25 protein-coding genes are annotated in these 24565 nt (G+C 65.3%); 11 read left to right on the top strand and 14 right to left on the bottom strand.

All coding sequences use genetic code 11. The annotated features are described in order from the left end of the window. The first annotated feature begins 55 nt into the window (after positions 1 to 55). From BZF61_RS05565 to BZF61_RS05550, 4 genes are read left to right on the top strand one after another with little or no spacing between them, the layout of a single operon-like run. Complete coding sequence (locus BZF61_RS05565) at positions 56 to 1276, top strand: class I SAM-dependent methyltransferase (protein ID WP_086617639.1); 1221 nt, start codon at positions 56 to 58, stop codon at positions 1274 to 1276. Further along, positions 1273 to 1641, top strand: a complete 369-nt coding sequence (locus BZF61_RS05560; RefSeq protein ID WP_086617638.1) for a hypothetical protein — start codon at positions 1273 to 1275, stop codon at positions 1639 to 1641. The genes BZF61_RS05565 and BZF61_RS05560 overlap by 4 nt, the downstream gene beginning before the upstream one ends. A 45-nt stretch (positions 1642 to 1686) precedes the next feature. Beyond that, entirely contained in the window at positions 1687 to 2382 is a 696-nt protein-coding gene (locus BZF61_RS05555; protein ID WP_245804522.1) for a hypothetical protein, read from the top strand. 18 nt (positions 2383 to 2400) lie between these two features. Continuing rightward, complete coding sequence (locus BZF61_RS05550) at positions 2401 to 2718, top strand: DUF1330 domain-containing protein (RefSeq protein ID WP_086617636.1); 318 nt, start codon at positions 2401 to 2403, stop codon at positions 2716 to 2718. On the opposite strand, the gene BZF61_RS05545 is transcribed toward BZF61_RS05550, so the two are convergent. From BZF61_RS05545 to BZF61_RS05515, 7 genes are read right to left on the bottom strand one after another with little or no spacing between them, the layout of a single operon-like run. Then, positions 2699 to 3313, bottom strand: coding sequence for a VOC family protein (locus BZF61_RS05545; RefSeq protein WP_086617635.1), 615 nt, complete (start codon positions 3311 to 3313; stop codon positions 2699 to 2701). The genes BZF61_RS05550 and BZF61_RS05545 overlap by 20 nt on opposite strands. Next, a complete protein-coding gene (locus tag BZF61_RS05540) occupies positions 3310 to 4491 on the bottom strand; it encodes a CaiB/BaiF CoA transferase family protein (protein ID WP_086617634.1) in 1182 nt (393 codons plus the stop codon). Before BZF61_RS05540 ends, BZF61_RS05545 begins: the two co-directional genes overlap by 4 nt. Beyond that, positions 4488 to 5408: a hydroxymethylglutaryl-CoA lyase gene (locus BZF61_RS05535; protein WP_211276720.1), complete on the bottom strand. Its 921-nt coding sequence runs from the start codon at positions 5406 to 5408 to the stop codon at positions 4488 to 4490. The genes BZF61_RS05540 and BZF61_RS05535 overlap by 4 nt, the downstream gene beginning before the upstream one ends. Continuing rightward, on the bottom strand, positions 5405 to 6010 hold the full coding sequence (leuD, locus tag BZF61_RS05530; RefSeq protein ID WP_086617632.1) for a 3-isopropylmalate dehydratase small subunit: 606 nt from the start codon (positions 6008 to 6010) through the stop codon (positions 5405 to 5407). The genes BZF61_RS05535 and leuD overlap by 4 nt, the downstream gene beginning before the upstream one ends. Then, the gene (locus tag BZF61_RS05525; protein ID WP_086617631.1) at positions 6007 to 7386 is read right to left on the bottom strand and encodes a 3-isopropylmalate dehydratase large subunit; all 1380 of its coding nucleotides are present in this window, start codon (positions 7384 to 7386) and stop codon (positions 6007 to 6009) included. The genes leuD and BZF61_RS05525 overlap by 4 nt, the downstream gene beginning before the upstream one ends. A gap of 10 nt (positions 7387 to 7396) precedes the next feature. Continuing rightward, the gene (locus tag BZF61_RS05520) at positions 7397 to 7903 is read right to left on the bottom strand and encodes a DUF3598 domain-containing protein (protein ID WP_086617630.1); all 507 of its coding nucleotides are present in this window, start codon (positions 7901 to 7903) and stop codon (positions 7397 to 7399) included. Beyond that, positions 7900 to 9243, bottom strand: coding sequence for an alpha/beta fold hydrolase (locus tag BZF61_RS05515; protein WP_086617629.1), 1344 nt, complete (start codon positions 9241 to 9243; stop codon positions 7900 to 7902). The genes BZF61_RS05520 and BZF61_RS05515 overlap by 4 nt, the downstream gene beginning before the upstream one ends. A gap of 103 nt (positions 9244 to 9346) precedes the next feature. On the opposite strand from BZF61_RS05515, the gene BZF61_RS05510 reads away from it, so the two are divergent. From BZF61_RS05510 to BZF61_RS05480, 7 genes are read left to right on the top strand one after another with little or no spacing between them, the layout of a single operon-like run. Further along, a complete protein-coding gene (locus tag BZF61_RS05510) occupies positions 9347 to 10030 on the top strand; it encodes an isochorismatase family protein (protein WP_211276719.1) in 684 nt (227 codons plus the stop codon). Then, on the top strand, positions 10030 to 10908 hold the full coding sequence (locus BZF61_RS05505; protein ID WP_086617627.1) for a polysaccharide deacetylase family protein: 879 nt from the start codon (positions 10030 to 10032) through the stop codon (positions 10906 to 10908). Before BZF61_RS05510 ends, BZF61_RS05505 begins: the two co-directional genes overlap by 1 nt. Next, positions 10905 to 11819: a polysaccharide deacetylase family protein gene (locus tag BZF61_RS05500; RefSeq protein WP_086617695.1), complete on the top strand. Its 915-nt coding sequence runs from the start codon at positions 10905 to 10907 to the stop codon at positions 11817 to 11819. The genes BZF61_RS05505 and BZF61_RS05500 overlap by 4 nt, the downstream gene beginning before the upstream one ends. After that, positions 11816 to 13234 carry an aldehyde dehydrogenase family protein gene (locus tag BZF61_RS05495; RefSeq protein WP_086617694.1) on the top strand — a complete coding sequence of 473 codons (1419 nt, stop codon included), beginning with the start codon at positions 11816 to 11818 and terminating at the stop codon, positions 13232 to 13234. The genes BZF61_RS05500 and BZF61_RS05495 overlap by 4 nt, the downstream gene beginning before the upstream one ends. Next, a complete protein-coding gene (locus tag BZF61_RS05490) occupies positions 13231 to 13692 on the top strand; it encodes a hypothetical protein (RefSeq protein WP_245804521.1) in 462 nt (153 codons plus the stop codon). Before BZF61_RS05495 ends, BZF61_RS05490 begins: the two co-directional genes overlap by 4 nt. Further along, on the top strand, positions 13689 to 14204 hold the full coding sequence (locus BZF61_RS05485; RefSeq protein ID WP_158094067.1) for a DUF1330 domain-containing protein: 516 nt from the start codon (positions 13689 to 13691) through the stop codon (positions 14202 to 14204). The genes BZF61_RS05490 and BZF61_RS05485 overlap by 4 nt, the downstream gene beginning before the upstream one ends. After that, on the top strand, positions 14201 to 15235 hold the full coding sequence (locus BZF61_RS05480) for a zinc-dependent alcohol dehydrogenase family protein (RefSeq protein ID WP_086617625.1): 1035 nt from the start codon (positions 14201 to 14203) through the stop codon (positions 15233 to 15235). Before BZF61_RS05485 ends, BZF61_RS05480 begins: the two co-directional genes overlap by 4 nt. Here the strand turns inward: BZF61_RS05480 and BZF61_RS05475 are convergent. From BZF61_RS05475 to BZF61_RS05445, 7 genes are all read right to left on the bottom strand, one after another. Then, a complete protein-coding gene (locus tag BZF61_RS05475; protein WP_086617624.1) occupies positions 15232 to 15957 on the bottom strand; it encodes a DUF3108 domain-containing protein in 726 nt (241 codons plus the stop codon). The genes BZF61_RS05480 and BZF61_RS05475 overlap by 4 nt on opposite strands. Then, entirely contained in the window at positions 15957 to 17018 is a 1062-nt protein-coding gene (locus tag BZF61_RS05470) for a nitrilase-related carbon-nitrogen hydrolase (protein ID WP_245804520.1), read from the bottom strand. The genes BZF61_RS05475 and BZF61_RS05470 overlap by 1 nt, the downstream gene beginning before the upstream one ends. A 79-nt stretch (positions 17019 to 17097) precedes the next feature. Further along, on the bottom strand, positions 17098 to 18678 hold the full coding sequence (locus BZF61_RS05465) for an FAD-binding oxidoreductase (protein WP_086617622.1): 1581 nt from the start codon (positions 18676 to 18678) through the stop codon (positions 17098 to 17100). After that, positions 18678 to 19982, bottom strand: coding sequence for an MFS transporter (locus BZF61_RS05460; RefSeq protein ID WP_245804519.1), 1305 nt, complete (start codon positions 19980 to 19982; stop codon positions 18678 to 18680). The genes BZF61_RS05465 and BZF61_RS05460 overlap by 1 nt, the downstream gene beginning before the upstream one ends. Next, positions 19979 to 20800 (bottom strand): alpha/beta fold hydrolase, encoded by an 822-nt coding sequence (locus BZF61_RS05455; protein WP_158094066.1) that lies wholly within the window; start codon positions 20798 to 20800, stop codon positions 19979 to 19981. Before BZF61_RS05455 ends, BZF61_RS05460 begins: the two co-directional genes overlap by 4 nt. Then, the gene (locus BZF61_RS05450; protein WP_086617620.1) at positions 20790 to 21860 is read right to left on the bottom strand and encodes a VOC family protein; all 1071 of its coding nucleotides are present in this window, start codon (positions 21858 to 21860) and stop codon (positions 20790 to 20792) included. Before BZF61_RS05450 ends, BZF61_RS05455 begins: the two co-directional genes overlap by 11 nt. Before the next feature lie 37 nt (positions 21861 to 21897). Beyond that, on the bottom strand, positions 21898 to 24435 hold the full coding sequence (locus BZF61_RS05445; RefSeq protein WP_245804518.1) for a TonB-dependent receptor: 2538 nt from the start codon (positions 24433 to 24435) through the stop codon (positions 21898 to 21900). Positions 24436 to 24565 lie beyond the last annotated feature (130 nt).

Raw genomic sequence — 24565 nt, 5'->3', positions numbered from 1 at the left:
GCTCCACGTCAAATTTGTCCGGACAACTTTCCGGCTCAGCACAAAGGTGCCGCACATGGCCAAAGATCTGCCTCCGCCTTACACCGCGATGATCCGCCATCCGATGATGCCGCGGGTATCCCACGATGAGGCGGCCCGGTTCAACTTCCTCACCCATTTCAACCGCTATCTTTCCGGCCCCATCGGTGCTGGCAATCGGCTGGCCTACGAAAAGCGTGTGCTGCCCGCCTTTCGCGCGGAACATGGCCGCGATCCGGAGCATCGTTACGAAATTCGCGACGCGATGAACCGCGATCCCTGGCACCGCATGTGGTCGGCGCTGAAGCGCAATTCGATGGAGATGCGCCAGCACAACGGGCGGCAAGTGGTGCTGCGTCAGCTTGACGAGCTCGACGCGATGGCGCGCCAGTTCAACGAGCATTCGGGAATGCTCGAACTCGATCCGGCGATCCAGCAGCCCGATTATCAGACAGCCGTCGACATTCATTGCCAGCCCGGCGGTTACCATGGCGAAGAACGCCCGGGCGATGTCACGGTTGGCGCGAATTACGATGTCGGTCTGTTTGCGACCACTGGCGGGGCGCTGGGCGGACTGAACGACGGCGGCGGGCAGGCGGTGGTTGGCTGGGTCAAGGCAGAAAGGCCCGACTGGAAGCCCCGCCGCATCCTCGATATCGGCTGCACCATCGGCCACAACGCTGTCCCGATCGCCCAGGCCTTTCCCGATGCCGAGGTCATCGCCATCGACACTGCTGCCGCCTCGCTTCGCTACGGTGCGGCGCGCGCGGCAGGGTTGGGGGTCAAGAACATCCGCTTCGTCCAAGCCTCGGGCGAGGATCTTTCGCGCTGGGCTGACGGGTATTTTGACTGGGTGCAGACGACGATGTTCCTGCACGAGCTGTCGGCGAAGGCGATGCCGCGTATCCTCGCCGAGGCCAACCGCGTGCTCGCGCCCGGCGGGCTGATCCTGCACATCGAGCAGCCGCAATATTCGGATGAAATGCCGCTGTTCGAGCAGTTCATGCGCGACTGGGATGCTTTCAACAATAATGAGCCCTTCTGGTCGGCGATGCACGGGCAGGATCTGAAGGAAGTCATGGCCAAGGCGGGCTTCCCGCGCGAAAGCCAGTTCGTCGCCGGTGTGCGTGCGGTGGTCGATCCGGCGATCTTTCCCCCCTCTCCCGATGAAGGCGAGGAGGATTATGGCCGGGCGGCGATCTGGAATGCCTATGGCGCGTGGAAACCGCTTGCGAGCGAACAGCAGGTGGCGGCATGAGCGCGGCCGGCGAAGGGCTCGACTGGGTCGCGCTCTCGGGCCGCCGCGCCAAGGGCAAGCGTCCGGATTTCTTTGACGACCCGGCGCTCGATCGGCTCTATTCGACGGTCTTCGCGCTCGCCGCCGAGGTTTCGGCGCTGCGCGAGCGGCAGGATACGATTGAACGGCTGCTCGAGGCCAAGGGCACGCTTTCGCGCGACGACATCGAAAACTACGTGCCAGACCGCGCGGCGGGGGCCGAGCGTGGCCTGGCAACGCAGGCCTATATTGCGCGCATCATGCGCGGCTTCCAGCAGGAGGTCGAGGCGATGGAGGCGCATGATCCGCCAATCATGGACATCGTCGAGAAGCTCTCGCGCGAATAGGCACTGCGACGCGGACGGGGCGTCGAGAACTGGGGGTCACAGACGATGATGGAATTTCTCGCGAGCAACGAACTCGCCATTCTGCGCTGGGTGCACATTCTGTCGATGGTCTATTGGCTGGGCGGCGAATGGGGTGTGTTCCAGACCAGTTACCATGTCACCAATTCGGCCTTGTCGCTGGAAGAGCGGCGGCGGCACATGGAAACCGCCTATCGCATCGACATCCTCGCGCGGACCGGGATCGTCCTGCTGCTCCCGCTCGGCCTGCATATGGGCAAGATCTACGGCTTCGTTCCCGCGCTAGAAGGGGCAGGAGTGTGGTGGATGTGGCTGTTCTTTGCCGCGTGGCTGGCAATGACCTGGACGGCCTTCATCAAGCGCGAGACCGATATCGGCATTGCCGTCACCCGCACCGAGGAGTGGCTGCGCTATCCGCTGATCCTTGCGCTGTTCGCGGCTGCCGGGCTCGCGTTTGCCGGCAGTGGCCCGATCACCTCAGGGCCGAGCAATCTGTGGTATCCTTCCAAGATGGGGCTCTATGCCTTCGCTCTGTGCATCGGCCTGTTCCTGCGCCTCGTGATGCGCCGCTGGACCGAGCGGTTCCGGATTCTCGCCATGGGGCCGGATGCCGCACAGGAGGCCGCGCTCGCCCGTGAAATCGCGCTCGCAAGGGTGGCGGCCTATATCTACTGGATCACCATCGCCTCGGTCTGTTTCCTGGGCGCGGTCAAGCCGTTCTGATGTAGGGGAGAGCCTGCGATGCCCGCCTATATGATCGTCACCGCCGCCATCCGTGACCGTGAGGCCTTCATCGCCGGCTACGGCGCGGCCGCGGCGGCTCTGATTCCGAAGTTCGGCGGTGAATACCTCCTGCGCGGGCCGGGTGCCGAATGCCTCGAGGGCAGCTTCGGAGAGGGCGCGAGCATGGTCATTTCCAAATGGCCCGACCGCGCCGCGATCAGGGCCTTCTGGAACAGCCCCGAATATGCCGAGGCGAGGAAACTGCGCGAGGGACTGGCCGATGTTCAGGTTCTGGTGATTGACGGGCCAGACCTCGTCACGGCAAAATCTGATTGAGCTCGATCAGGATCCCGTCGGGGTCGAAGAAATTGCAGCCCATCACCCTGATGTCCGGCCCGCCGTTACGGCCCGGATAGGTTTGCAAACGGGCTTCGGCGGTGAAGGTCACGCCCGGCACCTGCTTGGCGCGCGCGCAGCGGCCCGGAACATCGTCGGTGTTGAGCACCAGCACGACATCCCCCGGCCCCATGCGCTTGGGATAGTCGCCCGCCGGAATCGGCGGATCGACCCATTCCATCAGCCCGATCCAGCCGACCCACGGATCGTTGGCGTTGAGCAGCACCAGTCGCGCACGCGCGCCCGGCTCGCCGGCGGGCAGCGCCACGCCCGATGTCTCAACGGTCGTGTCGTAATTGACCTGCAATCCGATGACATCGCGATAGAGCGCAAGCGACCTTTCCATGTCGCGCACGATGATCGTGGCGCGGCGCACGTCGGTCGGCAGGCGCTCCTTGGGGGCGGTCACCCCCGGCGAAACGGTTGTGGCGGCAGCGCCAGCGGGCGCGGCAGCGGCGCGCGGGGCGCTGTCGCCGATGTTGACGGCGCAACCCGCCAGCAGCGCGGCCATTCCCACCAATACGCTCATCCTCATTCGCTTTCTCCCACAGCGCCGCTTGCGATCAAGGCGGCGATTGCCTGCGCGTCGTAACCCATCCCTTCGAGCACGGCCCGCGTATCGCGTCCGGGCTGCGGTAGGTGTTGCGGCGCCCCGATCCTTTCCCCGTTCATCTCCAGCGGGATGGTCGGCAGGCGCACTTGGGTGCCGTTCTCGAGGGTGACGTCTTCCAGTCCGCCGTGCTGGAGGTGGGGATCGTCGAACAGGTCTTCGGGCTTGCCGATGGGAGCGAAGGGCAGGCCAGAACCGTCGAGCCTGGCGATCACCTCGGCGCGGGTCATGGTAGCGATCAGGGCGCGGATTTCCGGAATGATCCTGTCGCGCGCCGCCACGCGCGCGTTATTCTCGCGCAGCGTCTCATCCGCCCACAGCGCGTCGAGCCCGAAGAGGCGGCAGAATTTCTCCCACAGCGCATCCGTCACGACCCCGATGAAGACGGGTTCGTCCTTGGTCTCGAAGACATCGTAAATCGCCCAGGCCGAGACCCGCGCCGGCATCGGTGCGGCGGGGCTGCCGGTGACAGCGAACTGCGCCATATGCTGGCCGACCAGGTAGGCCGTGGTCTCGAACAGGCTTGCCGTAATCTTCTGTCCGCGCCCCGTGCGGTGGCGTTCCTCGAGCGCGGCGAGCACGCCGATCACCCCGAACATGCCGCCGGTCACGTCAATCACGCTCGCACCGGCGCGCAAGGGCCGGCCCGGCGGTCCGGTCATGTAGGCAAGTCCACCCATCATCTGCGCGACTTCGTCGAGCGCGGTGCGCTGTTCGTAGGGGCCGGGCAGAAAACCTTTTTCCGAGCAATAGACAAGGCGCGGATTGGCGGCGGCGCACCGGTCGTAATCCAGCCCCAGCCGGTCAAGCGCGCCGGGACGGAAGTTTTCGACCAGCACATCGGCGCGGGCGATCAGGTCTTTGGCGACAGCAAGCCCTTCGGCCGATTTCAGGTTGAGACAGATCGATTGCTTGCCGCGGTTGTACATCGGGAAATAGCCCGCGCCCGAGCCCTTGAGGCGGCGGGTATTATCACCCCCGATGGGTTCGACCCGCACCACCTCGGCGCCAAGCCCGGCGAGGATGTGGCCGACCACCGGCCCCATCACCATATGGGTGAATTCGACGACGCGGATCCCGGCGAGGGGCGTAGGGGCGTTCATGCGGCGAGCCTTTGCTTGTAGTCGAGCATCGGCCCGGCATCGGGGGTGAAGCCGTAGAGCGGCTCACCCGGCAGGGCCTCGGCAAGGATCTGGCGGACGGCCAGCAGCCGGTCGAGATCGATCCCGGTCTTCAGGCCCATGGCGTTCAGCATCAACACCAGATCTTCGGTGACGAGATTGCCGCTCGCCCCGGGCGCGAAGGGACACCCGCCCAGCCCGCCCAAGGAGGCGTCGAAGGTGGTGATGCCTTCCTCCAGCCCCGCGACGACATTGGCGAGGCCGAGGCCGCGCGTGTTGTGGAGATGCAGCGTCGTCATCTTGTCCGCGCCCACGGCCGCACGCACCTTGCGTACCAGCCGCCGCACCTGCGCTGGGTCGGCGTAACCGGTCGTGTCCGAGAGCGAGAACTCCTGTGCGCCTGCTTCTGCCGCCTGCTCGGCAAGGCGCACCACCTTGTCCTCGCTAATTGCCCCTTCCATGGTGCAGCCGAAGGCGGTCGAGAGGCCGACCGCGAAATGGATGCCTGCTTCGCGTGCGATCTCTGCCACGGCGGCGATTTCGGCCAGCATCGCGGGATGGTCCTTGCGCAGGTTCTTGAGGCTGTGGGTCTCGCTCATCGAAAAGGGAATGCTCATGGCGTGGACGCCCGCCTCGGCGGCGCGGGCCGCTCCCTTGGCGTTGGGTACCAGTGCGACGACCTTGAGGCCCTCGATGCCGCGCGCGAAGGCGACCAGATCGGCGGTGTCCGCCATCTGCGGCAAGAGGCTGGGCGGCACGAAGCTTCCCACCTCGATCTCGCGCACGCCCGCTGCGGCCTCGGCCGCGATCCAGCGCTTTTTGGCCTCGAGCGGCATGATCCGCTTGATCGACTGCAACCCGTCGCGCGGGCCAACTTCGGATACGAGGATTTCCGTCACGTGGATTTCTCCAGATAAACCCAGGGCCGCGTCCGCCGGTCGGCGTCCAGCCAGCGCCTGATCGTGTCTTTCAGCTTGAGCGTCAGATCGATGGCATCAAGCCCTTCGGCCAGCATCTGCTTTGCTTCGGGGTCGATGTCGAAAGGCCAGCTTTGGTCCCCGGCGCTGACGGTTTGCGAAGGTAGGTCGATGCGAACCGTCTGCCACGCCAGATCGCGCACCACGTCGGCGGGCAGTTCGACCGGCAGTAGCCCGTTGCGGAGGCAATTGTTCCTGAAGATCGGCGCGAAAGAGGGCGCGATGATCGCTTCGATGCCGAACTCCACCAGCGCCCACACGGCATGTTCGCGGCTTGATCCGCACCCGAAATTCGCGCCTGCCAGCAGCACGCGCGCGCCAGCCGCCTCGGGCTGGTTCAGCGCGAAGGCGGGATCAGCAAGGCGATCGACCGCATTGGTGTAGCGCCAGGGCGCGAATAGTCCTTCGGCAAGGCCGGTGCGCCCGGTGGTCTTCATCTCGCGGCTCGGGATGATCGTGTCGGTGTCGATATTGTCGCGCAGCAACGGCACGCCGCGGCTGGTGATGGTGGTAACCGGTTTCATGCGGGCGCTCCCTTGCCGAGCACTTTGCGCGGGTCGGCAATGGCCCCAGCGATGGCGCTGGCCGCCACCGTTTCGGGCGAGGCGATATGGGTACGAATGCCGGGGCCTTGCCGTCCTTCGAAATTGCGGTTGGTGCTGGAGATAACCCGCGAGCCTTCGGGGAAACCCTCGCCGCCGGCGTAGAAACACAGCGAGCAGCCGCTCATGCGCCATTCGAACCCGGCTGCCTCGAAGATCTTGTCGAGCCCCTCGGCCTCGGCCTGCCGCTTGACCGCGAGCGAGCCGGGAACGACCAGCGCCTTGCGGATGCCGGGCGCGATGCGGCGGCCCTTGAGCAGCGCGGCGGCGCGGCGCAGATCCGTGATGCGGCTGTTGGTGCAGCTGCCGATGAAGGCAGCATCGACCGGTGTTCCCTCGATCGGCGCACCCGGCGCAAGACCGATATAGGCGTGCGCCCGTTCTGGCCCTTGCGGCACGGTGGTGTTCACGGGAATGGTGTGTTCTGGGCTGGTGCCCCAGCTTACCATCGGGGCGAGGGCGGCCGAGTCGATCACGATTTCGCGGTCGAAGCGCGCGTCATCGTCCGAACGCAGGGTTGCCCAGAAGGGATCGTCGAAGCGGGTCGGTGCGTAGGGTCGGTTCGCCAGATAGGCGAAGGTCTTTGCATCGGGGGCAATGATCCCGGTCATCGCGCTGAACTCGGTCGCCATGTTGCACAGCGTCATGCGCCCTTCCATGTCGAGCGCACCCACGGCTTCCCCGGCAAACTCCACCGCATGGCCCGCGCCGCCGCCCGCGCCATGCTCCGCGATCAGGGCAAGGGCCATGTCCTTTGCGGTCACGCCGGGGGCGAGCGTGCCGGTGAAGGTTACGCGCATCGTCATGGGCCGCTCCATCCGGAGCGTGCCGGTAACCATCGCATGCTCGGCCTCGCTGCTGCCGATACCCCAGGCCAGCGCGCCAAAGGCCCCTTGCGTGCAGGTATGGCTGTCGGGCGCGACGAGGGTGAGACCAGGCAGGACAATCCCCTGTTCGGGCGATATTACATGGATGATCCCCTGATCGCGGTCGTTGACGTCGAACAGGGTGATGCCCGCCGCAAGCGTTGCCGCGCGGGTTTGGGCGATGAACCCCTCGCCGCCCGGCATCAGCGTACCGTCACCGCGCCCGGGACGGGTGTCGACGATGTGATCCATGACCGCAAACACGCGGGCCGGATCGAGCACTTCGCGCCCCGTCTCTGCCATGCGTCGCAATGCCGCCGAGCCGGTGCGTTCGTGAAGGAACACCCGATCGATCGCGATCAGCTGCGTTCCGCCCGCCGTGTCGGCAATGCGGTGCGCGTCCCAGATCTTGGCGAACAGGGTCTGTCCCATCGGTTTGCTGTCAGCCTGCTGCCTTCGCCTGCATTTCGGCATCTACCGCGCGCCAGTCCTTCGTCACCAAGCGTTCCTGGATCGCTGTGCGCGTTTCCAGGATGCCGTTCCTGATCCAATGCCACGTGCGGCAGCGATGCTGGCCGCAATCGGAAATCTGGATCTGCTCGTAGAGATAAAGCGAGGGATCGCCGGTGCGCTGCCAGTAGAGCATCATGGTGCGATTATATTCGTCGAGCGGCACTTCGGCAGCCCAGCCCTGGATGAGATCGTTATCCCACCAGATGCGGCCATCACGATAGGTTGCCGGGAAATCGCGGATTTCAGTGCGACCGTCGGGCCAGCGATAGTGGTTGGTCTGGTGATAGGGCACCTCCGGGTCGCCGGTGATACGGCACAGAAGCCGGCTGGCGTGCTCGTCGATCTTCTCGTTCTTCGCGTTGAAATAGGAATAGGTGCCGTCCCACACCCCTTCGTGGCGGGCGAGCAGCGGCATGGCTTTGGCAAAATCGTTCATCGGGTCTCTCCCTTGATGGTGCTGAGTGTGTCGTGCCAACGGCGTGCGGCATTGCCCGCGATGATCCGCGCGCGGGCGCGGCGCTGGAGGGCTTGCGGGTCGAGCACTTCGGGCCGGAGCGGGATTGCATGCTGCGTGCCGGCTTCGTACCAGGGCGCGAAAAAGGCCTCCGCGCGGGCGATCGCCCAAGCGCGCTGGAGGTAGCTTCCGAAACGGTCGGGCGCCATGTCGGGATAGAGCCTGTCAGGCACGCCCGGCGGCGGTGCAGGCCAAAGCACCCTTTCTGCCCCCAGAGCCAGTGCCGCCTCCTCTACGGCCGCGCGCGGATCCTCGAAATCATCGGACTGGCCGTGGCCGGGGACATCGATGACGAGGGTGTCTTTGTCCGGTTCTGCCAGTTCGCCCGCCGGCGCATGAAGCACGAGCTTGCCTGCTCCTGGTGTGCCCTTCCAGTGGATCAGCCCGTCTTGCAGCGCGATCCAGCCTTCGTTCTTGTCTTGCGCGAGCGGCGGACAGGACGCATCGCCGCCATGCCGGCGCAGGAAGGCAAGGCTTGCGTCCTGATGCTCTGCGGGGGTTGCAACTTTCCTTGCTTCCCAGCCGGCGGGCATTGCGCCGAGCCGGTCGATATGGGCCTGCAGCGGATCACCGTCATAAGCGCTGATGAGGCATGGGGGCATCGCGGCATCGACTGCCGGAATGTCGCGCGGTGCGCGCAGCACCGCGCCGTAGCCTGCACGATAGGCATCGCCGGATTCGAGCATCTCCATCACCGCCTGCGCCACCCGCGATACGTCGGCATGGGCAACCGGCAGGCGCGCCTCCTCACGCGTGTCGAACCACGGGAAGACCCAGCTCTGTTCGAGCATCCGGTGCCACAGCCAGGCGAGGTGCTCGCCATAGGGAGAGGGGCGAAATTCCGGGAGGTAGCGTTCGCCGAATATGCGCATCTCTTCGGCGTTCCAGATCGCATAGCCACCGATTGCCAGCGCCTTGAAGCGGTGCGGCTGGCGCTTGATCGCGGTGACGAGGATGATCCCGCCTGAATGGAACCCATATGCCGGGCAGGGACCGATTCCGAGCGCGTCCATCGTCTCGCACAGCGCGTCTGCGAAATCAGCGATCTCGGGGGTGCCGGGCAGCGGATCGGACTGGCCGAAGCCGGGCGTGTCGGGCGCGATGCAGGTGAAGTGCTTGCCCCATTTGCGCATCAGCGGTTCATATTCGGCCGACGAACGCGGGCTCTGGTGCACCATCAGCAGCGCCGGCCCCTTGCCGCAGCGGCGGTAATGCACGCGCCTGCCGCTGCCGGGAATGGTGAGGATATGCCGCGTGATCATTTTGCCAAAGTTGTCCGGACAAATTTCACTCGACAAGCCTCTACGCGCGTTTATTGTCCGCTGTCAAAGCGGAATCGATCCAGCAGATGGGTAAAGGCAGATCATGGCAGAGCTAGTCGGGACGAGGATGGTTTCGGACGGCAGGACCGCGCGCCAGCTGTTCGAGGAGGTGATGGCCAATCCGGCGCGCCGCAAATTCGGCTTCGGCAGCAAGCTCGCCATCGTCAATGTCGATCTGCAGCAGGCCTATACCCGGCTGGATATGTTCAAGACCGCCTATGAAACCGACCCGCGCCAGATCGAATACATCAACACGATCAGTCGTTTGGCGCGCAAGCGCGGGATGCCGGTGATCTGGAGCCGCGTGGCCTACAAGGCCGATGCCGGGGATGCGGGGGTCTGGGGCACGCGCACGGATACCGAAGACAGCCTGCAGAACATCAAATATGGCAGCGAACGCCACGCCTTCGACCCGCGTTGCGAGATTGACGACGACGATCTGCAATTCACGAAACGCATGCCGAGCGCCTTCTTCGAGACTCCGCTTGCCAGCTACCTCACCTTTCACCGGGTCGATACGGTGGTGGTGACGGGGGGTAGCACATCGGGCTGCGTGCGGGCGACTGCGGTTGATGCGCTGAGCCATGGGTATCGGACCATCGTCCCGATCGAAACCTGCGCCGACAAGCACGAAAGCTATCACTTCGCCAATCTCACCGATCTTCAGCTCAAATATGCCGATGTTGAGCCGGTGCAGACGGTAATTGACTGGCTGGAGGCGCGTTGATGCGGGAAGGCGCAAGCGATCCGGGGCTTTACGACTATCACCCCTACAACGCTCGGCCGAGGATCGTCTGGCCGGGTGGCAAGACGGTGGCGGTGTGGGTTGCGCCCAATCTCGAATATTACGAGATTGATCCGCCGGTCCATCCCAAGCGCAAGCCGTGGGGCCGTGTGCATCCTGATGTGGTAGGATACGCCCACCGCGATCATTCCAACCGGGTGAGTCACTGGCGCATGACCGAGGTGATGAGCCGCCACGGCTTCCCCGGTTCCGTCAGCCTCTCGGTTGCACTCTGCCAGCACCACCCCGAAGTGGTTGCCGATGCAGTAGCGCGCGGATGGGAGTTCTTCAGCCATGGCATCTACAACACCCGCTATTGCTATGACATGACAGAGGAACAGGAGCGCGCGATCATAGAGGATTCGATTGCCACGGTGCGCGCAGCGACCGGGCAGACGATCCGCGGCTGGCTTGCCCCGGCGCTGACCCACACCCCGCGCACGCTCGATCTGCTTGCCGAATACGGGTTCGATTACACCTGCGACCTCTATCACGACGATCAGGTGCAGGAGGTGAAGGTGGCAAAGGGCCGGCTCGCCTCGATCCCTTACAGCCTCGAAGTCAACGACCACTACGGCTTCTTCGTCTATAACATGAGCGGGCGCGAATATGCCGAGACGCTGATCCGCCAGTTCGAGCGGCTGGCAAGCGAGGGCGAAAAGTCGGGGACGGTGATGTGCATCCCCTTGCACGCCTATCTGATCGGCCAGCCGCACCGGATCGGGCCGTTCGAGGAGGCGCTGCGCCACATCGCGAGCGATGGCCGGGCCTGGATTGCGAGAGCAGGCGAGATCGTCGATGCATGGAGGGCGCAGCAATGAGCACGCTCGCGCCAAGCTATCTCGAGTATCCGCACCGTCGCGAGGGCTATGATCATGATCTCTATGCATGGTCGAACATGCATGCCCGCCCGCCCGTCACCTGGCCGCAAGGGTCGGTTGCCGTGTGGCTCTGTGTCAGCCTTGAATGGTTCCCGATCCTGCCCGGAGGGCCGTTCACCGCCCCTGGCCACATGGTCACCGCCTATCCCGACTACCGCCACTACACCGCCCGCGATTACGGCAACCGGGTCGGCGCTTGGCGTTTTCTCGACGCCTTCGAGAAGGCCGGGGTAAAGGCCAGCTTTGCCACCAATGCCGCGATCGCCGAGCGCTATCCCGAATTGGTCGCGGCGGTGATCGCCGGGGGGCACGAGATCATCGCCCATTCCACCGACATGAACGGCACGATCGATTCCACCCTAGCTGCTGAAGCTGAAGCCGCACTGGTGGCCGAGGCGATTGAGCGGATCGAACGGGCCAGCGGCGTGCGCCCCACGGGCTGGCTTTCGATCGCGCGCCAGCAGAGCTTTTCCACGCCCGGTATCCTCAAGGAACAGGGCCTCACCTATTGCTGCGACTGGGTCAATGATGAACTGCCCTATCGCTTTGCCAACGGCCTGATCAACCTGCCGCTCAACCACGAGCTGTCCGATCGGCAGATTATCACCGTCCAGCAGAAAAGTGCCGCAAGCTGGGCCGAAAGCATGCGCGACGCGTTCGACTGGCTGGCGCGTGAGGCAGCAACGAGCGGCGGCGCAAGGATGCTGCCGATCCACCTTACGCCCTATATCATGGGCCTGCCCTACCGCATTGCAGCGTTGGAGGAACTGCTGGCCGAACTCACACGGCGCCCGGAGGCATGGTTTGCCCGGGGGGATGAGATCGTCGGGGCTTGGAAGGCGCAGACATGAAAGCCACCAATCCGCGCACCGGCGAGCCGGATTACGACTTCGCCGAGACGACACGGGCACAGACCGCGGCCGAGGCCGCGCGGCTGCGCGGGATGCAGCCGGCGTGGGAGGCGCTCGGGCCGGAGGGGCGCGCCAGCGTGCTGCTGCGCTTTGCCGCGGCAGTCGATGCCGCCGCTGACAGGATCACCCCGGCACTGGCGGTCGATACGGGAAGGCGAACCATCGCCGCGATCGAGGTGCAGGGCTTGATCGCCAATATCCGGCGCTGGGCACAGCGTGGACCGGAACTCTTCCAGGCGCTCGATCAGGGGCCGAAGCCCTCGCTCACCCCCGGCATCGAATTGCTCACCCGCTACAGCGCTTTCCCGTTGTTCGGCGCAATCGCTCCGTGGAACTTTCCGGTGATCCTCAGCCATATCGACGCGGTGCCTGCGCTGATGGCGGGATCGGCAGCGCTGGTGAAGCCTTCGGAAGTCACGCCGCGCTTCGTCGCGCCGATGCGCGCAGTGCTGGCTGAGGTGCCAGAGCTGCCGTTGGCCTATGTGATGGGCGGGGCGGACGTGGGGCAGGCGCTGATCGAGGAGGTGGACTATGTCTGCTTCACCGGCTCGACCGCGACCGGGCGCAAGGTCGCCGAGGCGGCGGCGCGGCGGCTGATCCCGGCCAATCTGGAACTGGGCGGCAAGGATCCCATGATCATCACCGCCAGTGCCGAGCCTGAATGGGCTGCGCGTGTCGCCCTGCGTGCCTCGATCCTCGCCACCGGTCAGGCGTGCCAGTCGATCGAACGGATCTATGTCGCGCGCGCGATTGCCGAACCGTTCCTTGCCGCGCTCGTCGCGGGCGCGAGGGCGGTGCGGCTGACCCATCCCGATCCCGCCAGCGGGCACCTCGGCCCCTTCATCTTGCCCGAACAGGCAAACAAGGTGCAGGCCCAGATCGACGCTGCCGTGGCTGCCGGCGCGCGTGTGCTCGCCGGCGGGACGGTCGAGCGGTTGGAGGGCGGGGCCTATCTCCGGCCAACGATACTGGTCGACGTCACGCCCGCCATGGCGGTGATGCGCGAGGAGACTTTCGGCCCGGTTCTCCCGGTGACGCTGTTCGACACCATCGATGAGGCGATCGCGCTTGCCAATGACAGTGCCTATGGCCTTTCGGCGGCGGTGCTGGCGGGTTCGCTCGACGAAGCCGTGCGCATTGCGCCGCTGCTCGATGTCGGCGCAGTGTCGCTCCAGGATGGGGCGCTCACCAGCATGGTCGGCGATGCCACCAACCTCTCGCGCAAGGGCAGTGGGCTGGGGCCGAGCCGGATGGGAGATTCGGGCATGTTGCGCTTCCTGCGCGAACAGGCGCTGATCTGCCAGACCGGAAGCGCGCTGACCATCGACGCCTATGCCGAAAGGCCACAATCGTGAGCAACCGTGCGGCTCTTGTCGCGGCGATGCCGGCGATGCTCCAGCATGAAGGCTGGTGGGACGGGTGGTATCGCCACTTCGATGGCGATGGCAGCCTGCTCGACGCGCACCGGGTCAGGACCTTTTGCGAATTCCCGGATCGCGGCCCCTGGCATTATGTCCAGCACAACTGGCTGACCTGGGATGACGGACGCGAGGCCACCTATGAATTCGGCGGGCGATTGGAGGGAGATCGGCTGTTCTGGCAGACTGACCGGTTTACCGGCTATGGCTGGCAGACCGCCGAGGATCTCCTGATGCTCAAGCTCGACCGGCTTGATGTGCCGGGGGCTTATTACCTCGAAATGATTGCGATCGCGCCCGACCGGCAGACGCGCGCCCGCACCTGGCAGTGGTTCAGGGATGGGCGGCCATGGAAGCGCACATTGTGCGACGAGCACAGGATCCCTGCCCCATGATCTTCACCCTAGTCACCGCCCTTCTGGCTGAGGCTGCCACCCCGGCGGCAATCGCACCGCCGCCGCAATCGACATGCGATTCGCCGGTCTACATGGTGGTTCAAGGGCGCACCCGTGATCGCGAGCGCATGATAAGGTATGGCGAGGCGATCGCGGCAAGCCGTCTCTACCAGGAACTTGGCGGCTACTACATCACCCTGCCGCGCCCGATCGCGGTGTTCGAGGGTGAGGTTCCGCCCGACTACGTCAATCTCACCGTGCGCTTTCCCTGTATCGAGAACGCGCGCGCTTTCTGGAACAGCCGAACCTATCGCGAGGACATCCTGCCGCTGCGCACCGTGCCGGACAGCGCGGGAGATTATACCGTGGCGGTATTCGCCGAGGCACCGTTGCGCGAGGACATGATCGGCCGGGTCGGGGACAACCGTTATCTTGCCGATTTTCCCGCGGATGGGATCGCGCAGGTTGGCACGCCGGTTCCCGATGCACCAACCGTTGGAGCAGAGCGTTGAAGGCTTGGGAGATAGGCCCGCGGGATGAAGCGCTGCGCGGGATCGGCGGCTTGCGCCTTGCGGAGCGTGCAGAGCCTGAGCCGGGGCCGGGCGAAGTTTTGGTGCGGGTGATCGCCGCCGGTCTCAACTATCGCGATCTGATGGTGCTGCGCGGCCAATATGGAGCAGCCCTGCCCGAGACCCGCGTGCCGCTGTCGGATGGCGTCGGGGAGGTGGTTGCGCTGGGCGAGGGGGTAACGGATCTGGCGCTGGGCGACCGCGTCATTGCCCCCCATTTTCTGACCTGGCGCGATGATGCGGCCTATTCGCCCGCGGTCTTTGCGGCCGACATGGGGGTGACCGCGGACGGCTGGTTGGCCGAGCGGATCGTGCTGCCCGCAGCGGCAGCGCTCAAGGTGCCCGCGCGCCTTGGCGACCTGACCGCCGCCAGCCTTGCCGTGGTTGGTGCGACGGTATGGCACGCGATGGTCGCCTTTGGCGGCGCAGGGGCGGGCAGTCTCGTGCTGGCGCAGGGCACCGGCGGGGTTTCGGTCTTCGCGCTGCTGCTGGCCAAGGCCATGGGGGCGCAATTCGCGATCACCTCGTCGAGCGACAACAAGCTCGAGCGGGCGCGCGCCCTGGGTGCAGACTACACCGTCAACTACCGCGCGCGGCCGGACTGGAGCGCCGCGCTGCTCGAGGCTACCGGCGGGCGCGGAGCGGATGTGGTGGTCGATACGCTCGGCCTTTCCGCGCTGGGCGAGACGATCGCCGCCTGCGCACCCAACGCGCGGATCGGCACGCTCGGCGCGCTGGCGGGTTCGCCGCAGGACATCGCCGGTGCGAGTCAGGGGGCGCTGATCGGCAAGAACATCGCGATCAAGGGGATCGCCAGCGGCAGCCGCGCCATGCTGCAAAAGGCGCTTGGCGTGGTCGCCGAGCACGGGATCCTCATCCCGGTCGATCACGAATTCGCCTTCGCCGATGCCCCCGCAGCCTTTGCGTCTCTCGAGAGCGCAGGACATTTCAGCAAGATCGTGATCCGGATCTAGCGGATCAGCTCAACCAGTTCGTAGCGGTTCATCATGTAACCGTCGATTGCGCCATAGACCAGCACCGAGTCCGCGTCCGCTGTCACCCACATGTCGTAATCGGGATGGGTCTTGCCGCCCATGCCTTCGTCGCTGTCGTCGACGAAGCGGAAGTGGCGGCAGGCGAAGGTGCCGGCAGCAACGGTCCTTTCCTCTTCGCCGACATATTCGAGCGTGATGAACACCTCGGCGATTTGCGGCGGGGTGGCGCCGCGATGATCGGGCGAAGGCAGGAACACCCTGAGGCGGCGCTTGTGCGGCCCCTTGCTGACATCCATGATCCGCGTCAGGAACCCGTCGCCCGCAATCGGGTGGGTGCCGAAGCCGTCGAAGGCACCGATATTCTCGCGCAGTTCCGAATTGCGGCCGATCGACGGCCCGAAGCTCTCGCATGACAGCGTCCCGGCGGCAGCATCGTGGCGCATCCAGCCCGATCCGAGAAATTCATCGCCCACCATCAGATGCACCAAAAGGTTCTGCGGCACCATGCCCGGGCCGATGTGATAGGTGACGTTGCGCAGCACCGTGGGATCGGGCTCCTCGATCTCGCACTGCGCGCTCATCACCACCGAGCCGTCGGCGTGGTGCGAGAAGTTGAACCATTCTCGGCCGCGCTCGCGCCCCTCCCAATCGCGCTTGAGCGAGGTGTAGCTGATCCGCCCTCTCACGTTCCGGTGCTGCATCAAATCACTCCTGCCTTGATCAGACGTTCGATTACCTCGGCCTGCGCGCGCTGGAAGTGGTCGCGGTCGGGGATGACGGGCTTGCCGTTCTCCATCATCCCATCGGGGCCGCGGAAGGGCTCGGCTGCGGCGGCATAGCTTTGCGCAAACAGCGCCGGGCGCTGGCGGGCGAGATAGTTGGTCATCGCCGGGGTGCGCCGCGCCTCGCGCAAACCGGCCAGGTCAAGCGCGGCAAAGGCCGTGAAGGTTTCCCCGTCGCCCGATTGCGCCACGACGCGCCCTTTCCAGTCGACCACCTGGCTGTTCCCGTCAGCAGAGGCGAGCGGCATCGCCGTGCCGGAAATCCCTGCCGTGTTGGCCGAGACGACATAGGCGAGGTTTTCAAAGGCGCGGGCCTGCTTGGCGATGTCCTTGTGGGTGGCGCGCGGCGAGCCGATTTCCGACGAGGAATGGCAGAATACCTCGGCCCCGCGGAGCGCCAGAGACCGGGCGATTTCGGGATAGAGGATCTCCTCGCTTGCAATGCAGGCAAGATTGCCGATGGCCGTGCGCGCTACGGGAAACACGCCTTCAAGGCCATATTTGTCGAGATAGGCCTCCCACACGTCATGCGGGGACGGCGCGAACATCGACAGCAGCCGCCGGTAACGTAGCACCACCGCCCCGGAAGGATCGATGATGAAACTGGTCTGGAAGTAGAAATCGGGGAAGGCCGCGTCGGTTTCGTAGGCATTGCCGGCAAGGAATATCCCGAGCCTTTCGGCCATCCCGCCCAGCGCTGCATATTCGGGGCCATCGACGGCAAAACCGACCCGCGCGGCGAAATCCGGGATCGCAATGCGTCCGGGATAGGAGGTGAAGAGATATTCCGGCAGCACCACCAGCTTGACGGGCCTGCCCGAATATTGCGCCACGAAGATCGCGCTGGTGCGGATCTGGCCTTCGAGTTCGGCAATGTGCGCGAGGATCGCCGCGCGCGCGGCGGCGGCATCGGGCAGGCGTTCGAGCGAACGCGCGGTCAATTGCATGGCCATCGCGGAAAATGTGGCAGGCTCGGTCACGGTGTCTCCTTGAGCGAAGGCAAACGGCGTGCGGGCGAGGGCGGCGGCACCCAAGCCCGCGGCAAGCGTGCGGCGGCGGTCAACCAGCGGCATCCGTGCCCAGTCCGAGCACGCCGGGGTTCATCAGGCCGCGCGGGTCGACCTGCCGCTTGAGCGCGCGCAGGATCTCCCATCCGGCCGGATCGTGGCGAGTGCCGAGCGGATAGGTGCGCGCGATCTGCAGATGGATTGCCCCGAGGCTTTGGAAAATCGCGATCACCTCGCCCTTGAGCTTTTCGACCAGCGCGGTTGCTTCGGGGCTGTCGGCCAGCTTGGGAAGCCGCGCGAGGTGATCGGCCTCGACTGCATGGGCATGAAGCGGATTGTGCGCACCCGGCCAGTAAAACACCGGCTCGATCAGGCAGGAGGAGCGCCCCGTCGCCGCGATAAGCGCCCCGGTTTCGACCTTGAGGCGGGCCATTTCCTCGGCATTGGCCTCCCACAGGCTCTGCAACCTCTCCCATGCCTCGATCAGCCGGGAGTGAGGCAGAAAGCCGTGCACCGGCACCCAGCGTTCTCCGCCCGGGCCGAGCATCGAATTGGGCGGCGGGAAGGGGTTGGCGCGCAGGATCTTGGGAATCGAGTTTTCCACCACGCCCCCGCCAATTTCGCGCACGATCGCCTCGATCGCGCGCATGTCGGCGTCGACCGCGCCCTGGTGGCGTCCCTCGGCGATGCAATGCAGGCTGAAGGGCACCCCATCGAGGAACGAGCGCCCCGCAAGCGCAACCTTCGCGCCCTCCTTCATCGCCTTGAGGATTCCGCCTACCTTGGCTTCGGCCTTGAGGAAGTTGCCGAACTGCTTGGCATCCTTGACCAGCGAATCCCGCCTCATCCGCTGCGCCTGGAGAAAGGGATCGAAGGCGAAGCTTTCAGAGGCGAGTTCGGCCCGGGCAATGGCGCTCATGGCGCGCAGCAGCGCATCATGGCGTTCGAAACTGAAAGAGCCGTAGGCAAAGGCGGTGGCCTCGCGCACCAGTTTCAGCCGCACCCGCGCCTTGACCCCCAAGGCACCGCAATCGGCGGCAAACAGACCGGTCAGGTCCGGGCCATAGGGTCGGAAGAACTCCGAGCCGGTGGTGATGATCGTCCCATCGGCGAGCACCACGTCAAAGCTCACCGCGCTATCGACCACGCTGCCGTTGCGAGCGCCCCAGAAGATGCCGTTCTGGCTCATGCCACCACCCACGGTGGCGCGGATACCTGAAAGCGTCCCCCAGGCCAGCACCCGCAGGCCGCGGGGTGAAAGCGCGCGGTGGAGCTTGTCCCAGCTGATGCCCGCCTCCACCGTTGCCACCATGTCGGTTTCGTCAATCGCGATGATCGCATCAAGCGCTTCGGTGTCGACCAGCAGAAACGGCCCGCCGTCATAGAGATAACCGCCGGTGTAGCTCATGCCCCCGCCGCGCGGGACAATCGCGATGCCCGCTGCTGTCGCCGCACCGATCCCGGCAGCGAGTTCTGCGACGCTTGCCGGCCGGAACACTGCGAGCGGGCGGGCCCCGCTGCTCAGGACGTCATGGCTGTAGAGCGACAGTGCGGCATCATCGGTCAGCAGGGCTGCGGCGCTGACCGCTTTCCTGACCGGGGCGAGCGGTTGGTCCTGCGCGATGCTTGCCATCACGCGGCCTCCATCGTCGATGCAGCCGGCGCATCATCGCTACCGGCCTCGGGCAAGGTTTCCGGATAGCGGCCAAGCAGGAGCAGCAGCGCACCCCCGGCGATGAAGGCGCCGATTGCCAGCGTCAGCACCGGATCATAGCTACCCGAGCGATCGAACACCTGCGCATAGATCACCGGCGAGGCGGCAGAACCCAGCCCGAAAGGCATGTAGAGCATCCCGTAAATCCGCCCGTAATTCGCCATGCCGAAATAGCGGCCCGCCAGATAGGCAATGAGATCGCTCTCTGCTCCGGCAGCGAAACCGAGCAGGAAGCCCGCCAGCGCGGCCAGCGGAAAGGTAATCGAATCCCCCAGCAGAATCCATGCCGAGGCAGCCGGCAGGCAGAGCAGCGGGAAGGCGACGAAGCCCTGCCAGAAGCGATCGAGCAAGGCGCCCGTAATGATCCGTCCGGCGAAGATGCCGATACCGAGAATGCCCATGACGCTCGCCGCGGCCTTGGCATCGACCCCGCGCAACGCGAGCATTGTCGGCATGTTGATGAAGGCTCCCCCGAAAGCGGTGGCAATGCAGCCGACCGACAGCCAGATGATCCAGAAACGATAATCCGTCAGCGCCTTGCCCAGGGTGACGCCGGTAAGCCGCCCGCTTTCGCTTTCGATGGCGCGGGGGCGTTCGTCGGCCCGGGGCTCGCGGAACAGGAAAAAGGCGACAACCAGCGCCGCCAGCGGGAGCAGCGCCACCGCCGCGAACATTGCCCGCCAACCCAGCGCCTCGATCACCTCGACCGCAAGGCGCGGCACGATCATCGCGGCAAGACTGGTGCCGAGCAGGAGTATGCCGAGCGCGAGGCCGCGGTTCTTGTAAAACCACAGATTGATCGCGCGGCTCCAAGTCACCGGCGTAGAACCGATTCCGACAAGGCCGATCACCGCCCACAGACCGTAATAGAAATGCAGCGCCCCGCGCGCGTCGCCCGTCGGTGTCAGCGCCACGGCGGCGAAGGACAGTGCGAAAGCCAACAGCGACCACAGCGCGACCGGGCGCACGCCAAAGCGGTCGGCCATCCAGCCGAATACCGGGGCGAGCACGCTGGCGATCACGCCGAACAGCGTGATCGGCAGCACGGCCTCGGTCTGGGTCCAGCCGAATTCCTCGCGCAGCGGGCCGACCGTGAAGCCGATGATGTTGTAGGGTATTGGCGAGGCACCGCACATCACCCCCAGCACCCCGGCCAGCAGGACTTTCCAGCCCTTGGCAAATTCGCTGCGCTTGTCTGCGGTATCGATCTGGTCGGAGGTCACACTGGCTCCTGTGGTGACGGATGATCGGTTATGCCGGCTGCGGGAAAGTGACGCAGGTGCGCGAGCGTGTCCAGCAACAGCCGCGCAGTGGCCTCGGGGCTGGTCAGCATCGCTTCGTGTCCTGTGGCGAGTTCGGCATAGCGCCACTCGGGATCGGCAGCGGCCATGCGGGCGAGGTAGGGAAACTGCGTCCCTGTCAGCGCCGGGGCGATGCAATGGACATAGGTGCGCGGGATCCCCGCCGGGCCGTCATGCGCCAGCCGGATCGGGTCGAGCCAGGTCTTCAGCGGATGCGGGGTCAGCAGCGCGGCCACGCGATCGTGCTGCGGATGGCCCGGTGGAATCCCGAGCATCGCCGGCGGGAAGGGCGCCATCGCGATCCCGTCAGGTGCAAGGCCGCGCAATCCGGCCTCGGCAGCGGCAATCGCTTCTGCCGGGCGCGGCGCACCATACGAGATCATGCTCTCGCCATCGCGGGGCAGAGCGGCGTCGAGATAGAGGATATGGGCGATCCTGTCCTTGAGCACGTCGGCCACGCCAGTGATCACCATCCCGCCATAGGAATGGCCCACCAGCACGAAGCCGGACAGATCGCGCGCGGTGATGAACTGCGCCAGATCGGCAATGTGATCGGCGAGAGAGGTGTCAGCGGTCAGCTCGCCCGCTCGCTCGGCGAGGCCCGGCAAGGTCGGGGTGTGGACGCGGTGGCCCGCTGCCTCGAGGCGTGCGCGCACCGGATCCCAGCACCACCCGCCATGCCATGCGCCGTGCACTAGCACGAAGTCGCGCGGGGGCTGGCGGGCGGCATCAGCGGGCATGGTAGAATTCCGTGAGGCTGCCGTCAGGATCGCGCACCGCGAGGATATCGGCGGTGCCGATGCCGGAAATCGCGACCCCCTTGGCTTCATGGACCGGCGTCACGCCCCTGGCGGCAAGAAAGGCGCGATAGCCAGCCAGATCGGTGACCGGATAGCGCACCGAGATAATGCCCCAGTTCGGCGGCGATGCGTGTTCGGCAAGATCGCGGCCTGCAAAGCCTTCGAACGCCATGACCTCGACCCGCCCATCCTCACCCGGCAGCGCCGGTTGGGCAACAGCCGCACGTCGCACAAGCGTCGTTGCGAGGTTGGCCGGGATCGAAAAATTGTTCGAACGCGGTTCGGGATCGGTAAATGGCGCATCGAAGAGCACGCCGAAGCCCAAGCCGTCGCGGAAAAAGGCGAGCGCCCTGGCCTGATCCTGCACCATCCGCATGGTGTTGAAGGCCTGGCTGAGGCGTCCCACGGGAAACCCGTCGAACGGGGGAGCAGCTCTTTGATAAAGCGCATAATTGACGCCATGCGGACCGCGGATCACGACATTGACGAGCTCCGAGCCGCCGAAGCTGAAAGCATAGGGTGGGCTTTCCGCCCACCATCCGCGCGCAATGGCGGCATCGAACATGGCCTGCACGTCATCGCTGCGCAGCATGATCGAGAAGATTCCGCCGGTGTCCCATGGCCGCGCGGCAAGGCGGATCGGGCGCTGTCCTTCAGCATTGTCGAAGCGGACATAGCGGATGCAGCCACTATCGGCCTCGGGGGCGCAGATCAGCAGGAAGGCACCCGATACCGCTGCGGGCAAGCCCCAGTAATCAAGCTCCCCGTGCGACAACTGGCCGCGCACGATCTCGCGCCAGCCGCCGTCGCTGACGAGCCATGCCGCGCTCGCGTCGAGATCGGCGACACTCACCACTGCCTCTCTCCACGGCGCGACCCCGAAATCGGCCGCCGCCCTCGGCGCGGGTGCGTCAGCGGCGGCGGCAAGGCTGGGGAGGAGAGCCGCCGCCACGGTCAGCATCGCGGCGGGCAGGGCAGGAGCAGCGGTCAGACGCATCATGACGGCCCGAGGCGCCCCTTCTGCACTGCGAGGATCGTCAGAAATCGTACTTCGCCCGCAGCACCCAGGTGCGCGGCGGGTTGAGATAGCTGAAATTGGCGAGCGAGCTTTCGACCGCCTCTTCATCGAGACAGTTGCGACATTCTGCAACCAGTGCCCAGCCGCCGACGTGACTGAGGGTGAGGCTGGCGTTGAGGATCAAGCGATCCTGGCTGAACGAGCCGGTGATCGGATCGATCAGATTGCCCAGCCCCAGCGTGTTTGACGGGAACACCGTTCCGGTCGGTCCGGTCACGTCTTGATCGTAGAAGGTCACGTTGCTGGTGCCGACTTCGCTCGAACTGCGCCAATTGGCGTTGACCGAGGGGGTCAGCGTCACATCGCCAAGCGCGATGTCGTAGCTGCCGCCCAGTGCGATGGTGAATTCGGGCGTGCGCACCGGCTCGGCAATCGAACCGTCAGGCGCGACGATGCCGACCCCGCAGGCGGGCGCATTGCTGGCGCCGCTCGCATTGGGCAGGAGGCCCGCGGCAAGCTGCGCCAGACAGGTCGCGCGCTGCGCTGCGACCGATTGCACCCCGTATTCGTCCAGCGCCGGGGCATTGGGGTTGATGCGGTATTCATCGTCCTGATAGCCGAGCGAGGCGAAAAGGTTCAGCCCCTCGACCGGCACGGTGGTGAATTCCACTTCGACCCCCTTGTTGCGGTAATCGGCGAAGTTGCGCACCAGGAAGGCGAGCGATCCGTCCCCCCGCACGAAGGCCGACGGGGTCTGGAGATCGGACACGTCGAGCCAGAAGGCCGTGACGTTGAGCCGTACCAGCCGGTTGAACAGGTCGGTCTTGGCCCCGGCCTCATAGCTCCATGCAGTTTCCGGGCCGAACGGAAGCAACTCGCGCGGACTGGTACCGCGCGCATTCCAGCCACCCGACTTGAAGCCGCGAGTGGCTGAAGCGAACAGCAGAACATCGTCGCTAGCCTTATAGTTCACTGCAAAGCGCGGGGTGAACAGATCGATCGACTGGCGGGTCGGGATGGCAAGCCCGTTGGGAGCGATGAGGTTGGCGGTGTCGATGCAGGTCGACGGCCCGAACTGCGCCGCCGCCTGACACAGCCCGCTGGCAAGCCGCGGACGGTTGTCGCGGATCGCGAAGGTCTTTTCCTCGTCGGTGTAGCGGATGCCCGCTGTCACCGTCAGCTGGTCGGTGAGGTTGAGATCGGCCTGCACATAGCCCGCCCATGCCTCGGCCTTGTTGTCGATCACGCGGTCGGCCAGCACCAGCGGGAAGGCGTTGCCGAGCGTGAAGATGTCGCCGAAGTCGGTGCGGTTGTCCTCGTGGAAGTAGAACACCCCGCCCACCACGTCGATCAGTCCATCCCCAATCGAACCGGTGAACTTGATTTCCTGCGTGAACTGGGTGTGCTCGCCTTGATTGACGATGGTGAACCCGCCGAAGGGGAAGCCGCGCACCGCAGGCACGGGGGCGGCCAGCGACGGGAGGCCGCGCCCGTCGGCAAAGTCGATCGCAAAGTCTTGATTGAGATCAACGAAGCCAGTGATGATGTTGACGGTCCAATCGTCGCCAAGATCGAATTCTAAGTTGGACGAGATGAAGTCCATTGTCGCTTCGTTGCCGAGTCCGAAATTGGCCTTCCGACCGCTCAGCAGCGGCCCGAGCGTAGGACTGATGAAATTGCCGCCCAAGGTCATGCCGGTCGTGGCGAAGCGACCGTCGCAATTGGCCGGGTTAGCCGGGTCGCAATCGAAATTCAGCGTGTTGCCCGCGCTCGATGAGGTCTTGATGTAGGAGCCTGTCCAGCGCGCGCTATCGGACAATTCGCCGCGCAGGCCCAGCCGCACACCCCATCCGTCGCTCTGGTTGTCTCGCTCGCCGGTGGTGGTGTTAATGGTGTAGCCATCATCATCCTGCCAGTAACCCGAAACCTTGATCGCGAAGCTTTCGGCCAGCGGCAGATCGAGCGAGGCGCGGGCGAGTTTCTGGTCGTAGCTGCCGTAACCGATCTCGGCATAGCCCGCGAAATCGTCGCCCGGTTCGTTCATGTAGACGTTGATCGCCCCGCCGGTGGTGTTGCGACCGAACAGCGTGCCCTGCGGCCCGCGCAGCACCTCGATGCGGTTGACGTCGAACAGCGAGAGGTTGTTGGCATTCTGGCGGGAAAGGTAGATGTCGTCGACGTAGGTGCCGATCGGCGGATCGAAGGTCGCGATCGATTCGGAGTTGCCGATTCCGCGCAGATAATAAGCATTGGCGGTGCCAAGCCCGGTGTTGTTGAGACCGACGAGGTTCGGCACAAACTGCGCCACGTCGAGCGCGCTGACGATGCCGCGCTGTTCGAGTTCCTCCTGACCGAAGGCCGTGATTGCGATCGGAACGTCCTGGACACTCTCCTGACGGCGCTGGGCCGTGACGATGATGTCGCTCACGCCGCCCTGATCGGCGCTCGGGTCAGCGGTGTCGTCAGCCTGAGCCATCGCCGGGGCGTGGGTTGCAAGCAGTGCAATCGCAGAAGTCATGCCGGCCAGCGCCGGAGTCAGCGAGAATCGGGATTTCATCGGTTGGGCTCCTTACCTGTTCCACGGCTGGCCGCCTGTTGACGGTCAAGATTGTCTCCATCCTGCGATGCGGATTTGTCCGGACAAAAGCTTGCTTGTCAAGCACGGACATGCCATTTGTCCGGACAAA

It is taken from the genome of Erythrobacter tepidarius, assembly GCF_002155695.1.
Classification (GTDB): domain Bacteria; phylum Pseudomonadota; class Alphaproteobacteria; order Sphingomonadales; family Sphingomonadaceae; genus Erythrobacter; species Erythrobacter tepidarius.
Note: the sequence above shows the minus strand (reverse complement) of the source record. Positions and strands in the feature narration are given on the sequence as shown.

Bases quoted from the DNA above. Each gene is read 5' to 3' on its own strand.
- BZF61_RS05545 (WP_086617635.1), bottom strand. From the start codon at position 3,313: ATGAGGATGAGCGTATTGGTGGGAATGGCCGCGCTGCTGGCGGGTTGC.
- BZF61_RS05550 (WP_086617636.1), top strand. From the start codon at position 2,401: ATGCCCGCCTATATGATCGTCACCGCCGCCATCCGTGACCGTGAGGCC.
- BZF61_RS05465 (WP_086617622.1), bottom strand. From the start codon at position 18,678: ATGGCAAGCATCGCGCAGGACCAACCGCTCGCCCCGGTCAGGAAAGCG.
- BZF61_RS05565 (WP_086617639.1), top strand. From the start codon at position 56: ATGGCCAAAGATCTGCCTCCGCCTTACACCGCGATGATCCGCCATCCG.
- BZF61_RS05555 (WP_245804522.1), top strand. From the start codon at position 1,687: ATGATGGAATTTCTCGCGAGCAACGAACTCGCCATTCTGCGCTGGGTG.
- BZF61_RS05515 (WP_086617629.1), bottom strand. From the start codon at position 9,243: ATGATCACGCGGCATATCCTCACCATTCCCGGCAGCGGCAGGCGCGTG.
- BZF61_RS05525 (WP_086617631.1), bottom strand. From the start codon at position 7,386: ATGGGACAGACCCTGTTCGCCAAGATCTGGGACGCGCACCGCATTGCC.
- BZF61_RS05505 (WP_086617627.1), top strand. From the start codon at position 10,030: ATGCGGGAAGGCGCAAGCGATCCGGGGCTTTACGACTATCACCCCTAC.
- BZF61_RS05510 (WP_211276719.1), top strand. From the start codon at position 9,347: ATGGCAGAGCTAGTCGGGACGAGGATGGTTTCGGACGGCAGGACCGCG.
- BZF61_RS05475 (WP_086617624.1), bottom strand. From the start codon at position 15,957: ATGCAGCACCGGAACGTGAGAGGGCGGATCAGCTACACCTCGCTCAAG.
- BZF61_RS05520 (WP_086617630.1), bottom strand. From the start codon at position 7,903: ATGAACGATTTTGCCAAAGCCATGCCGCTGCTCGCCCGCCACGAAGGG.
- BZF61_RS05560 (WP_086617638.1), top strand. From the start codon at position 1,273: ATGAGCGCGGCCGGCGAAGGGCTCGACTGGGTCGCGCTCTCGGGCCGC.
- BZF61_RS05485 (WP_158094067.1), top strand. From the start codon at position 13,689: ATGATCTTCACCCTAGTCACCGCCCTTCTGGCTGAGGCTGCCACCCCG.
- BZF61_RS05495 (WP_086617694.1), top strand. From the start codon at position 11,816: ATGAAAGCCACCAATCCGCGCACCGGCGAGCCGGATTACGACTTCGCC.
- BZF61_RS05540 (WP_086617634.1), bottom strand. From the start codon at position 4,491: ATGAACGCCCCTACGCCCCTCGCCGGGATCCGCGTCGTCGAATTCACC.
- BZF61_RS05450 (WP_086617620.1), bottom strand. From the start codon at position 21,860: ATGATGCGTCTGACCGCTGCTCCTGCCCTGCCCGCCGCGATGCTGACC.
- leuD (WP_086617632.1), bottom strand. From the start codon at position 6,010: ATGAAACCGGTTACCACCATCACCAGCCGCGGCGTGCCGTTGCTGCGC.
- BZF61_RS05445 (WP_245804518.1), bottom strand. From the start codon at position 24,435: ATGAAATCCCGATTCTCGCTGACTCCGGCGCTGGCCGGCATGACTTCT.
- BZF61_RS05500 (WP_086617695.1), top strand. From the start codon at position 10,905: ATGAGCACGCTCGCGCCAAGCTATCTCGAGTATCCGCACCGTCGCGAG.
- BZF61_RS05455 (WP_158094066.1), bottom strand. From the start codon at position 20,800: ATGCCCGCTGATGCCGCCCGCCAGCCCCCGCGCGACTTCGTGCTAGTG.